The sequence below is a fragment of the Priestia abyssalis genome, assembly GCF_002019595.1.
Taxonomy (GTDB): domain Bacteria; phylum Bacillota; class Bacilli; order Bacillales; family Bacillaceae_H; genus Bacillus_BA; species Bacillus_BA abyssalis.
On sequence record NZ_KV917369.1, the window covers coordinates 3,073,391 to 3,085,715 of the forward strand.

The window sequence follows — 12,325 nt, forward strand, 5'->3', positions numbered from 1 at the left end:
CCATTAATTCATTCATAGATAGTATCCTATAGGCATATTGGACATTTTTCGCTCCTCGATTATACAGTAATTGCAAGATAAAAAGGAATTCTGCTTTACGGGAACTGAATATATAGCGAAAATTCGTGAAATACAGACAATCCTCGTGCTATACTATATATAAGAGTAATAGAATGTTACATGAGGTGAAACTATGCAAGGTGAGATCGTTGTAAAACAAGGGTTTTCCGTAATCGGATTCGCAAAAAATGGTTCACATCAACAACCGCAAGACAAAGACGTCATTTCTTCTCTCTGGAAACAACTCGAGCAGCGAAAACAAGAGATCCAAAACATCACGGATGAACATACAATTACAGGCATTTGTCTGCCTCCTAAAAGCGCTCATTATTTTTATATTGCCGGAGTAGAAGTTCAAAGCGGCCAGCACATCCCAAACGGTATGAGCGTTCACACCTTCCCCACCTATACTTATATGCGCTACCAGCATAAAGGGCCAGTCTCACGTCTATTCGATACATACGGAAAGATTTGGGAGGAATGGTTCCCCGCTTCCGGCCACTCTCTGATTAAAGGACCTGAATTGGAAATCGTCAATGTTAAACATTGTGCTGACCCAAGCTCTGAAGAATATGAAATGGGTATTTACATTCCCATTAAACTCGGAGCGTTGAATGATTAGCTCAACCTTATGTGACCGAAAGGATCTAAACCGATGAAAATAAGCAAGACAAACGCCGAACACTATATTTGGGGCGAAAATAGTGGATAATAAACAAGCCAAGAACGCTTAGTGCATGATGTTCTTGGCTTTGTATAAATCTATATATGAAAAGAAGAAAAACGATAAAAGCGAATATTTTTATTCCCATGATCTCTCGACCTTCGTTACGATTTGACAAACGATAAATATTTGCGGTAAATTCCGCAGCGGTCTTCATACTGGGGTTGATACGCATGGTCGACGAATCCGTTTGGAATATTCAAGGTGAACCAGCCTTTGCGAATGCCCATCGTATACTTCCCTTCGACAATCGGATACTCCTGGACGATCCATTCTGTCCCTTCAACATTTCGGATAACGACTTCTCCAAAATAAACGCCCATCGCCCGTTCAAACCCTTCCTGCGTTGTACCGACTTCTTCAAACGCCTCATGCCCGCATAATTCGAAATAGACATCTTCCATCGCCAGCAAGCTTTCCGGCGTAAAATCAAACGAAAATAATTCGTGTTCGCTGCATAACGATTTAAAGGATGCCAACTGATTTTGATGATATTCATAGTAATACACATTGGCCGCAAACTTATTTTCAAACGATAATAACTCTTCACCGTATTGTTCCGCTAATGCTAAACCGTACACCATTTTTCCCCTCCCAAAAAGAAAAGAGAGGCTCAATTCCTCTCTGTCTCTATATGTACTATAAGTATAGCACCCACTTTCAGCAGGCATCTATCATTGACAGAAGAAATACAAAATAGGAAAAATAATCCACGATGCTGATGATTTAACTTCGTCCGTTATAAACAAGTTTCAACATAATACTCGACTTATTGGTCATAATAACCGTTAGATTTTTTACCGTAAAGTGGACCTTCATGCAAAGGAAGCTTGGCTGCCTGTTAATCCGGGACAAACGAACTTGAGGATGTGAGTTGGAAATGGACTTTTTTCATGGGCAGGAATCCCTTGTTGCCATTCAGTGGATTTTAAGGGCCATTGTTTCTTTTTTCTTCTTGCTCTTTGCTACTAAGATTATGGGGCAAAGATCCATTTCCCAGCTAAGGCTGCTTGATTTTGTCATGGCTTTAATGCTTGGAAACATCATTGCCCATCCTTTATCGGATGAAGAATTAGGGTTAAAAGGATCGATGATTACGATGACCGTATTGGTTGTATTATATGCGGCCGGTGTATTTTTGAGTTTAAAGTGGGCCAGAATGAGCCATTTCCTTGACCCTCCGCCCTTCCCTCTCATAAAAAATGGGGAGATTATTTACAAAAATTTATCCAAGGCAAGAATATCCCTCGATTTTCTATTAGCGGGGTTAAGAAAAGAACAGGTTGAAGATGTGCAAAAAGTGGCTCTTGCCTTATGGGAAGCAGACGGTCATATTTCCCTTTTCTTGAAGCCGCAGCATCAGACGATCACACAAGCCGATATGCAATTAGCGCCAAAACCATTTGTCTTTCCGCGAACGATTATTAAGGAAGGAAAAATCGATTTCAGTGAATTGAGTCAAACAGGCAAAGACGAAATTTGGCTCAAAAGCAAGATTAAAACCACCTATAACGTCGACGTAGAGGACATCTTATTGGCGACCATCGACAATAACGATAACGTAAAGATTTTTTTGTATAAGTAAGGGGATGGCTCCTTTTGAGCCATCCCCTTACTTATTTATCTTATCATTCTTTCTTCTCTTTGAGAGGGCAAATTAAAAACGAGATCTGATAAAAGATCTCGTTTTTAGCTAAACATACTATCGTACTTACGATTATTATCCTTTTTTTACATACAGCTTTTCTCTCGTTTGTTCTGCCGCTTCAACCATCACCTTCAGCGCTGCAACCGTCTCATCAATACCGCGTGTTTTTAAACCGCAATCAGGATTAATCCAAAACAGCTTTGGATCAAGCACCTGCAGGGCGCGATCAATGTTTCTTGTCAGCTCTTCAAGCTTTGGTACACGCGGACTATGAATGTCATACACACCAAGACCGATGCCTTTGTCATACGTATTTTCTTCAAAGGCATGAATTAATTCCCCATGACTTCTTGATGTTTCAATCGAAATAACATCTGCATCGAGCGCTTTGATGGCATCGATAATATTTTTAAAATCTGAATAACACATATGAGTATGAATTTGTGTATCGTTTTGGACAGACGCTGTTGCGAGCTTGAATGCATACACGGCAGCGTCAAGGTAACTTTGCTTTTTCTCCTGTTTTAACGGCAGCCCCTCACGAATTGCCGGTTCATCAACTTGAATCATGCGGATCCCGTTTTCCTCAAGTGCTTCAACTTCTTTTCGAAGCGCAAGCGCAATTTGATTTGCCACATCATAGCGGGAAATATCATCGCGTACAAACGACCAGTTTAAAATGGTGATGGGACCTGTCAGCATTCCTTTTACAGGCTTCGCTGTTAACGATTGGGCATATACGGTTTCTGCGACGGTCATCGGGTCGATATAAGCAACGTCTCCATAAATAAGCGGCGGCTTTACACAACGGGAGCCATATGACTGAACCCAGCCGAATTTTGTAAATTGGAAGCCTGCTAATTTTTCACCGAAATATTCAACCATGTCTGTACGTTCAAATTCTCCATGTACAAACACATCTAGGCCAAGCTCTTCTTGAATGTCGATCCATTTTTTAATTTCTGCTTTTATATATTCTTCATATTGCGCATCGGTTAACTCGCCTTTACGCCAATTTAGACGCTGTTTTCGTACTTCTTGCGTTTGCGGGAAGCTTCCAATCGTTGTAGTTGGAAGAAGCGGCAATTGAAAAGCTTCTTCTTGCAATCCTTGACGTACGCTAAACGGCGCTTGTCGATCTGCTTTATACGTATGCAGGCTGCGAGTGGCTACCTGAACTTCTGTATTGTTTCGAACGGATGATTGATTCAATGCTTCGATAGCTTCTACACTCACCGCAATTTCTGCCTGTATCGCTTCTTTTCCTTCTTGCAGTCCTTTTGCAAGGACAACAATCTCATGTAATTTTTCATCAGCAAACGCTAATGCACCTGTTAAGATTTCATCGAGCGCTTCTTCGTTTTTCACTGTCACAGGTACATGCAACAAGCTTGACGAAGGCTGTACAATGACACGGTCTTTTGAAACGGCTTCTGCAATCTCTGTCAGAATGGAGAGCTTATGATCTAGATTCGCACGCCATATGTTGCGTCCATCAATGACTCCAGCTGCCAGCACCTTATCTTGTGGGAAACCGTACTTTTTCAAAGCCGCAAGATTTTGACCGGAATCATGGACAAAATCAAGTCCAATTCCTTGAACAGGAAGTGAGATAACATCTTCGTAATGGTCAATGCTCTCAAAGTACGTTTGCAAAATCACCTTTACGTTTGGTGCTGCTTCATGCAACGCTTGATAAACCTCATTGCATAACGCAACCTCTTCTTTTGAAATCGTAGTTGCTAAAATCGGTTCATCGATTTGGACCCACTCTACTCCTTCTTGTTGTAATTGGCGTAGAATGTCAGCATAAAACGGTACAAATTGATCCACAACTGTTTTGAACTCACTTTTTTGATAGCCTTTTGATAGTTTTACGAATGTGACAGGGCCTAAGATAACTGGCTTTCCTTCAATATTAAGCTTTTGCTTTGCCTCTTTATAAAATTGCAGCGGACGGTTTTCAACAAGAGCAGGTACTGCGTCGTTCAGTTCCGGAACAATATAGTGATAATTTGTGTTAAACCATTTTGTCATTTCAGATGCCACTGCCCCTGCAGTGCCTCGTGCTATATTAAAGTACGTTTCAAGCGATACGGGACCTCCACTGTATTCAAAACGTTTTGGCACTAAGCCAAACATAACCGCTGTATCAAGCACGTGATCATACAAGCTAAAGTCTCCAATCGGGATCAAATCAATTCCTTGATCCTTTTGCTTCTGAAGATGCTGGAGGCGAATGTCCTCCATTTGTGTTAAGAATGCGTCTTTTTCTAGCTTCCCTGCCCAAAACTGTTCAAGTGCTTGTTTCCATTCGCGTTTTTCACCAATTCTTGGATAACCTAAATTCGAGCTTTTTACTGTAGTCATCGTCTGTTTACACTCCTTGTATGTTTGTATGTTTGTATGTTTGTATGTTTGTCCTCAACTAAAAAATCTCCCTTTTCTAACTAGAAAAGAGAGATTCATACGCATAGCTAACTAGAGTTGAGATATTCTGATTTTCTCAACACGTATTCCTCACTCCTCCCTATATCCACGTAGAGTACAAGCGCACACAACAGGCAGGTCTCCTGACTTAGGTTCATCGCTTCTTATCCCTTCCCATTTCAATATGAAACAGTGGCTCATTGATAAGTCGCTCCCCATCACAGTGGCGGGACCGTGCCGGCATCTCACCGGTCTTCCCTTTTAAGCTGAGTAAATCATTCACACAGCACCTGATGCATTTGTTATGAAGTTTTAATAAGAAAAGTGTTAGAGTTAAAATCACTCTTCGCTAACACCTTCTTAAACACAAAAGCCTCTCTATTTGAAAATAGAGAGGCTTTCATTCCTTATGGAATCCTCTCTTATTTGTCAAAGCACTATGCTTTGTAGGAATTAGCACCTTTTCAACAAAGTTGTTGAATGGTTGCCGGGTTTCACAGGGCCAGTCCCTCCACCGCTCTCAATAAGAGTTTTGATATTTTATAATGTTTTGAATTTAATAGTTATATTATCATGATAAACATAAGCTGTCAAAAAGAATTTTCAAAAAAATATCAATACGGGATTATTTTTCATTTGACTTTAACTTATGCTTCTTTCATTTGCTCCGGAATTTTTTCGATGGACGTGATCAATGTATCAAGCTTCGATTCGATGCGATGCAGCAAATACAGTGTCACGATAATCGGAAAGCCGACGTCGGAGACAAATGTCATCCACTCTTCCACACGTTTCATTCCCTTCGTAAAAAGGTCCCCTCATCGTAAGGATGGAGGGACCCTTTTCATTCGATTATAATTCGATATCGTCTACATTGCGCTCAACGACATAGGCGCCTTTTTTCGACAAAAGCTCTCCGCCCGATGTGATGAACACATTCGCCGCGATAATTTGATCCATCACCGTATTCACCTTTACCGGGTCAACCGGCTCGATCGGGTTTTCAATCGATAAAGTTGATGTTTTATTCATAGTATTAATAAATTGCAAAACCAATGTTTTAGCCATCGTGTGCCTCCTTTAATTAGTTTCGGGATAATAAATGAGAATCGTTTTGTTCCACTTGAACAAGCGTTAATGTTTGCAGTCCGGCAATCGCTTCAGCAACATCCAATAAAGCATCCGCCGCAGCTGTCAGTTTAATGTTGTTGAAGTTTTTGCTTTTGAATTTCGGGTTACCCTTTTCATCGACTCCGGCTTCGAGTACTAAACGTAATTGACGTTCTTGAATCACTACATCTGCCATTTTCTCACCCCCTTCACCTCTTATATAGGCAAAACAAACAAAAAGGGGGAGAACCAATTCGGAATTTTACTATTTTTCTTAAAAAACTGATAAAATGAAGGGAAAAAGGGCAGGAGAAAGTGATATGAAAAAGACAATTCGAAACGTCCACTATGCGTGGATTATTTTATTTCTCGGTTTCATTGCGTTATTGGCCGCTCAAGGGGTAAGGCTGTCATTCGGGGCTTTCATGGCACCGTGGGAAAATGAATTCTCCGCAAGTCGCGGGATAATTTCGATGATTTCTTTCATCAGCTATATCGTATTTGCCATTTCACAGCCTTATATCGGAAAACTGGTCGATACATACGGGGTTCGCAACGTTTTATCGTACAGCATGCTGCTGATCGGGGTAGCAACGCTTTGCACGTTTTTTGCGACAGCCTCCTGGCACCTCATGCTCATTTACGGCGTCATTGCGTCCATCGGTTTCGGCGGTGCTTCTAACGTCGTCGGTTCGGTCGCCATCACCAAATGGTTTTCAGATAAACGCGGATTTGCTTTAGGCTTGATGTCCGCCGGTACCGCTTCCGGACAATTGGTTTTAGTTCCACTCTCTCTATTACTAATCGAGAGCTTCGGATGGAAACAAACGGTTCTATTGCTTGGAACAGTTCTTACTGTGGCTGTTTTTCCATTGCTGTGGCTGTTTCTGCGTAACTCCCCGTCCGATAAAGATTTGCTCCCATACGGCGAAGCCGCGGCCGACGAGGCGGAAACCTCACAGGACAAGAAAGAAACACAGCCATTACAGCCAGTTTCGATTTTCCGCCTTCTGAAGCGAAAAGAGTTTTTATTCTTAATGATCCCTTTCTTCGTTTGCGGGGTAACGACGACGGGGCTTATGGATACCCATCTCATCCCATTTGCGCAACTATGCGGGTTTTCACCCGGCATCATCGGCACGGCCGTCAGTTTATTAGCGGCGTTTAACATTATGGGAACCGTACTGTCAGGCCATTTATCCGACCGCTGGAGCTGCAAGCATATTTTAACGTTTTTGTATGGCATGCGGGCATTGACCGTTTGTTTATTGCTTATCATGTTAAATGATGCCGCTTTTCTCGGCTTTATGATCGATGAATCATGGCTGCTGCTGACCTTTGCCATTTTGTTTGGAATCGTAGATTTCGCGACCGTCGCCCCTACGATTAAGCTCGCATCTGAATACTTCAAACACGTATCCGTCGGAGAAGTGATCGGCTGGCTTTATTTAAGCCACCAAGTCGGATCGGCACTAGGTTCGTACATTCCAGGTGTCCTGTTTGATTTATCCGGTGGCTATGATTCTTCCATTCTATTTTCAATCGGCTTGCTTGTGCTCGCAGCAACGCTCAGCTTCATTTTGCCGGCAATCTCCACCCGCACGCTGCCAGCCCCTTCCTATCCGAATGCGGCGAAAAACGGGTGATGGGCTCAAATGTCGTTTCACCTGTAAAGTGACAATAAAGTTATTTCATTTTAGATGTAACTTTTCTCCTGAAGATACAGGGACCAGTTAAGAAAAACGACTGGTCCCTGTTCCTCCTACTAATCTTGCACTGAAAGGACCAGAACGGTTAAATGAACTATAAATAGAAATGCTATTTTCAGAAAATAGAGCAAGCATCCCCGTCTCAAATCTTCCATTTATACTGCGATTATCAATCAAAATTATAAGAATGGTATAAAAAGACTACTTGACCGGAAAGAAGTAGCCTTTTTGCCTTCTTGCCAATGCATATCCAATTCATATCTGGGTAACATAATGATTCATTTGTAGCCAAAATCAATCGCTTTACCTCGTTCTCACTATGCCTGCTTGTTTCTCTCGCATCTTTTCTGGCCTGATTCATTATTTCCGCGGAGGCAGACCCTTCCATGTAACCTCTGTTTTTTTCTTGAATATAATAGATTTGAAGCAATGCTTCTAAATATACTATGAAAATAGTAAAAAAGAAGGTGACTTTTATGGAAGAAAATGATGTACACCCTGAAGATAATAAACATACTAAAAATACCGAAAATACCAAATTTCCAGTGATGAATCCATCAACTATACAAAAATTTGTTGATAAGCTTCCAATTCCAAAGGTGCTAAAGCCAAAATCACAAGGAAATGAGTATGATTATTATGAGATTGAAATGAAGCGTGCTAAGCATAAATTTCATAAGGACTTTAAAGAAACTGAAATCTATGGCTATAACGGTATATATCCTGGACCTACTATTGAAACAATGAAAGGTCATGCCGTTACAGTAAAATGGATAAATAATCTGCCATTAAAACACTTTTTACCAGTGGATAAAACTTTACACGGTGCTATTGATAATCCAGAGGTGCGTACTGTCGTGCATCTTCATGGCGCCAATGTTGCTCCTGATAGCGATGGCCACCCTGACGCTTGGTTTTCACGTAATTTCGAATATACAGGTCCAAAATATAGCAGGCAAGTATATGAATATCCTAATCAACAACAGGCAACAACACTCTGGTATCATGACCATGCATTAGGGGCTACAAGGCTCAATATTTATGCTGGTTTGGCAGGTTTCTATCTTATTCACGACTTTCATGAGCAGAGCCTTGATCTTCCTACGGGGAAATATGATATACCGCTTATGATACAAGATAAAACCTTTCGAACAGATGGCTCACTTTTTTATCCGGAAAATACAACCCCTCCCTCATCGGTTAACCCTTCGGTCGTTCGTGCCTTTATTGGGAATACCATGGTTGTCAATGGAAAGGTATGGCCTTATCTTGAGGTGGAGCCTAGAAAGTACCGCTTTAGAATGTTAAATGCTTCAAATACAAACGGTTTTACTTTCAAACTCTCAAATGGACAATCCTTCTGGCAAATAAGCACTGATGGCGGCATGATTGATGAATCTCGGTCAACAGAAAAATTTCCGCTAGATCCTGCTGAACGTTTAGATGTTATAATCGATTTTTCGGGTTTAGAAGGTCAGACTATTACTCTTAAAACGGAAGAATTAGACCTTCAGGGGAATCCAGAAACTTTTAAAGAAGATGTTATGCAGTTTAGAGTAGAGCTTCCTCTTAAAGGTGAAGATAAAAGCGTAATACCTGAAGAACTTCGCCACTTTGAGAAATTACACGAAGATATGGCAATAAAAACTAGAAGATTTGTTATGACTCAAGATACAGATATGCAAGGAAGAAATATGTTAACTTTAAATCACAAAATGTTTGGTGATCCTGCTACAGAAACACCTGAGTATGATAGTATAGAAATATGGGAATTGGCGAACCCTGTTTTCAATCCTAATAGTCCTCTTGGCATTCCTCCAAACATTTCACATCCGATTCATCTTCATCTTGTTCAATTCCAGATACTCGATCGCCGAGAGTTTAATGTAAACAATTTTAATGCAGACCTATGGATTGAAAAAGGTGAAGGAATTGAATATAAACCACTCGATCCAATTACAAAAGGGTTAGATCCAAGTGAAAGAGGCTGGAAAGATACTGTAAGAGTTGAACCTGGTAAAGTTACAAGAATAATTGCCCATTTTAAAAATTTCACAGGAGAATATGTATGGCACTGCCACATTCTTGAACATGAAGATCACGACATGATGAGACCATTGAGAATTATTAAAAAGTATTGTGATTAGTTAATATTGTTACTTGAGACAGCACTGACCCCCCCCCTCCAAAAAAGCTTGGATGATCCGTAACCCAAGCTTTTTTATATTTAATTCTTTAAACATAAAAAATAACCTTCTTATCAATATCTGTATTCTTCATTTTTAGGCACTCCTTGAGAATAAAATATTAATTTTAATTTAATAATTTAAAATAAAACTTAACAATCAAAATGATTCGTGTTAAATTTTATTTAACGTTTATTAAATTATATTTTATTCCACTTCATTTTGGTGGCGATAACCAAGTCAACTAGGAGGATTCACTTAATGACAGAGATTGAAAGCAGAGATATACAAACATGGAAAGACCAATATCCTTTACTAAACAAACTCATTTCGATGGAGGAAATATTGTGGTTCAATCCTAATATAGAAAAATTTCAAACAGGAATGAAAAAATCCCCTCTTACTAAAGAGGATGTAAAGGATGCGGAGGAAAGGTTGAAACGTTTCGCTCCATATATCGCCAAGGCATTCCCGGAAACAAAAAAGATGAATGGGATCATAGAATCTCCTTTAGTGAGAATTCCTTCCATGAAACAATCTTTAGAACAGAATTATCAACCACCTGTATTAGGTGAATTATTACTTAAGTGTGATAGTCACCTTCCTATATCAGGGTCTATAAAAGCAAGAGGCGGGATTTATGAAGTTCTCAAACATGCAGAAGAATTAGCTCTTCAACATGGATTATTAACGATTCAAGACGACTATTCCATTTTAGATAGTGATCAGTTTCGAACATTCTTCTCACAATATTCCATCGCAGTAGGCTCGACTGGAAATTTAGGACTTAGTATCGGCATCATGAGTGCAAAGTTAGGCTTTAATGTGACTGTTCATATGTCGGCTGATGCAAAACAATGGAAAAAAGATTTACTTCGAAGCAAAAATGTTCATGTAATTGAATATGAAGCAGATTATAGTAAAGCAGTAGAAGAAGGGCGGCTCCAAGCAGATGGGGATCCTGCATGTTATTTTGTGGATGATGAAAATTCCCACGACCTATTTTTAGGATACGCAGTGGCAGCATCCCGATTGAAAAAACAATTAGAAGAGCTAGAGATAACCATTGATGAAAATCATCCTTTGTTTGTTTACCTTCCATGCGGGGTAGGCGGCGGTCCTGGCGGTATAGCTTTTGGTTTGAAGTTATTGTATCAAGACCATGTTCACTGTTTCTTTGCAGAACCTACCCACTCTCCATGCATGTTACTTGGTTTAATGACTGGACTTCATGATAAAATTTCTGTACAAGATATTGGTATTGATAATGTAACAGATGCTGATGGACTTGCTGTAGGAAGGCCATCTGGATTTGTGGGTAAAACGATAGAACCCTTCCTAAGTGGTAATTATACAGTTAGCGATGAACAGTTGTATAAATTATTAAAGGAATTAGTTGATACAGAGGGCATTCATTTAGAACCTTCAGCACTGGCAGGCATGATAGGGCCCATTAAACTATGTAAAGAAGGAACCGATTATTTACGGAAGCATCATTTAACAGAAAAAATGGATAATGGTACGCACATCATTTGGGGAACTGGCGGAAATATGGTTCCTGAAGAAATCATGAAGCAATATTATCAAAAAGGATTGAATTTAATGGCAGAGGATCAAAAATAATTCAACACGGGGGTTAACTGCCCCCGTGTTTTTATTTCCACAATCATTCCTCTTCGCTAAATATTTCCGAAAGAAACTTTTCCCGATGCTGCAAAAAGTATTTTGTTATTTGATAATGATCCGTCATTTCATATTCGATTTTTGAAATGTGACCATCATCAAAACTTAAAATATCTGCATCTGGATAGCCTAATAGGATGGGAGAATGTGTGGCAATGATAAACTGTGCGTCACCTTTAGAAGCCAGGTCATGAATAATTTTCAAGAAAGTTAGCTGCCTTGCTGGTGACAAAGCTGCCTCTGGTTCATCTAACAGATAAATAGATTTCCCCTTAAAGCGATGCAAAAATAATGACAAAAAGGATTCTCCATGCGACTGTTCGTGAAGAGATCGCCCGCCATAACTTCTAAACCCTGTGTCATCCACTTCATCAATATGAGTAGCAAAGTTGTAAAACGATTCCGCCCGCAAGAAGAAACCATTCGTTACTTTAGGCAGCCACGAAAGCCTTATATATTTCCCTAATGCGGATTCTGATGCATAAACATCGTATGTATTGTTGCGTCCGCCTCCTGCAGTATTAAAATCACATTTGTCTGCAATCGCTTCTAACAAAGTAGATTTTCCAGAGCCATTTTCTCCCACGAAGAAGGTTACATTACTTTCCAAATGGATCTCATCAAGAGTTTTTATAGAAGGCATTGAAAACGGATAACGGTCCATAGAAGGAATATCTTCACGTAAAAGTGTAATTCGTTTCAAAAACATGTTCATCACCTATAAAAAGTATATCAAATAAACGGATAGATCTGACTCAATTCTAAAATAAAAAAG

Annotated in this window: 11 protein-coding genes and 2 riboswitches; of the genes, 5 read left to right on the plus strand and 6 right to left on the minus strand. The window is 40.0% G+C overall.

Annotated features, from left to right (window positions below; all coding sequences use genetic code 11):
* Positions 1-193 precede the first annotated feature (193 nt).
* Entirely contained in the window at positions 194-682 is a 489-nt protein-coding gene (locus tag BK575_RS14760) for a GyrI-like domain-containing protein (RefSeq protein ID WP_078411071.1), read from the plus strand.
* A gap of 206 nt (positions 683-888) precedes the next feature.
* On the opposite strand, the gene BK575_RS14765 is transcribed toward BK575_RS14760, so the two are convergent.
* Positions 889-1,368: a hypothetical protein gene (locus BK575_RS14765; RefSeq protein WP_078411073.1), complete on the minus strand. Its 480-nt coding sequence runs from the start codon at positions 1,366-1,368 to the stop codon at positions 889-891.
* A gap of 296 nt (positions 1,369-1,664) precedes the next feature.
* Between BK575_RS14765 and BK575_RS14770 the strand changes: the two genes are divergently transcribed.
* The gene (locus BK575_RS14770) at positions 1,665-2,369 is read left to right on the plus strand and encodes a DUF421 domain-containing protein (RefSeq protein ID WP_078411075.1); all 705 of its coding nucleotides are present in this window, start codon (positions 1,665-1,667) and stop codon (positions 2,367-2,369) included.
* A gap of 135 nt (positions 2,370-2,504) precedes the next feature.
* Here BK575_RS14770 and metE read toward each other — a convergent pair whose 3' ends face one another.
* The 4 genes from metE to BK575_RS14790 all read right to left on the minus strand — a co-directional run bounded on the left by metE (position 2,505) and on the right by BK575_RS14790 (position 6,168).
* On the minus strand, positions 2,505-4,802 hold the full coding sequence (gene metE / locus BK575_RS14775) for a 5-methyltetrahydropteroyltriglutamate--homocysteine S-methyltransferase (protein WP_078411077.1): 2,298 nt from the start codon (positions 4,800-4,802) through the stop codon (positions 2,505-2,507).
* 176 nt (positions 4,803-4,978) lie between these two features.
* Positions 4,979-5,171, minus strand: a riboswitch (cobalamin riboswitch).
* Positions 5,172-5,281: 110 nt separating this feature from the next.
* Positions 5,282-5,392: riboswitch (SAM riboswitch) on the minus strand.
* Positions 5,393-5,509: 117 nt separating this feature from the next.
* Entirely contained in the window at positions 5,510-5,650 is a 141-nt protein-coding gene (locus BK575_RS14780; RefSeq protein ID WP_078414799.1) for a YvrJ family protein, read from the minus strand.
* A gap of 64 nt (positions 5,651-5,714) precedes the next feature.
* Positions 5,715-5,930 (minus strand): DUF2922 domain-containing protein, encoded by a 216-nt coding sequence (locus tag BK575_RS14785; RefSeq protein ID WP_078411079.1) that lies wholly within the window; start codon positions 5,928-5,930, stop codon positions 5,715-5,717.
* 16 nt (positions 5,931-5,946) lie between these two features.
* Positions 5,947-6,168: a DUF1659 domain-containing protein gene (locus tag BK575_RS14790; protein WP_078411081.1), complete on the minus strand. Its 222-nt coding sequence runs from the start codon at positions 6,166-6,168 to the stop codon at positions 5,947-5,949.
* Positions 6,169-6,292: 124 nt separating this feature from the next.
* Between BK575_RS14790 and BK575_RS14795 the strand changes: the two genes are divergently transcribed.
* The 3 genes from BK575_RS14795 (at position 6,293) to BK575_RS14810 (ending at position 11,490) form a co-directional block, all read left to right on the plus strand.
* Positions 6,293-7,618 (plus strand): MFS transporter, encoded by a 1,326-nt coding sequence (locus tag BK575_RS14795; protein ID WP_078411083.1) that lies wholly within the window; start codon positions 6,293-6,295, stop codon positions 7,616-7,618.
* Between the two features lie 539 nt (positions 7,619-8,157).
* Entirely contained in the window at positions 8,158-9,828 is a 1,671-nt protein-coding gene (locus BK575_RS14805; protein WP_328589510.1) for a multicopper oxidase family protein, read from the plus strand.
* A 300-nt stretch (positions 9,829-10,128) separates the two neighbouring features.
* Complete coding sequence (locus tag BK575_RS14810) at positions 10,129-11,490, plus strand: D-serine ammonia-lyase (protein WP_078411087.1); 1,362 nt, start codon at positions 10,129-10,131, stop codon at positions 11,488-11,490.
* Between the two features lie 43 nt (positions 11,491-11,533).
* Here the strand turns inward: BK575_RS14810 and BK575_RS14815 are convergent, their stop codons facing one another.
* Entirely contained in the window at positions 11,534-12,259 is a 726-nt protein-coding gene (locus BK575_RS14815) for an AAA family ATPase (RefSeq protein ID WP_078411089.1), read from the minus strand.
* Positions 12,260-12,325: the final 66 nt, after the last annotated feature.

Excerpts from the sequence above, each read along its gene's own strand:
- BK575_RS14760 (WP_078411071.1), top strand. The coding sequence starts at position 194 with ATGCAAGGTGAGATCGTTGTAAAACAAGGGTTTTCCGTAATCGGATTC.
- BK575_RS14765 (WP_078411073.1), bottom strand. The coding sequence starts at position 1,368 with ATGGTGTACGGTTTAGCATTAGCGGAACAATACGGTGAAGAGTTATTA.
- BK575_RS14770 (WP_078411075.1), top strand. The coding sequence starts at position 1,665 with ATGGACTTTTTTCATGGGCAGGAATCCCTTGTTGCCATTCAGTGGATT.
- metE (WP_078411077.1), bottom strand. The coding sequence starts at position 4,802 with ATGACTACAGTAAAAAGCTCGAATTTAGGTTATCCAAGAATTGGTGAA.
- BK575_RS14785 (WP_078411079.1), bottom strand. The coding sequence starts at position 5,930 with ATGGCTAAAACATTGGTTTTGCAATTTATTAATACTATGAATAAAACA.
- BK575_RS14790 (WP_078411081.1), bottom strand. The coding sequence starts at position 6,168 with ATGGCAGATGTAGTGATTCAAGAACGTCAATTACGTTTAGTACTCGAA.
- BK575_RS14795 (WP_078411083.1), top strand. The coding sequence starts at position 6,293 with ATGAAAAAGACAATTCGAAACGTCCACTATGCGTGGATTATTTTATTT.
- BK575_RS14805 (WP_328589510.1), top strand. The coding sequence starts at position 8,158 with ATGGAAGAAAATGATGTACACCCTGAAGATAATAAACATACTAAAAAT.
- BK575_RS14810 (WP_078411087.1), top strand. The coding sequence starts at position 10,129 with ATGACAGAGATTGAAAGCAGAGATATACAAACATGGAAAGACCAATAT.
- BK575_RS14815 (WP_078411089.1), bottom strand. The coding sequence starts at position 12,259 with ATGTTTTTGAAACGAATTACACTTTTACGTGAAGATATTCCTTCTATG.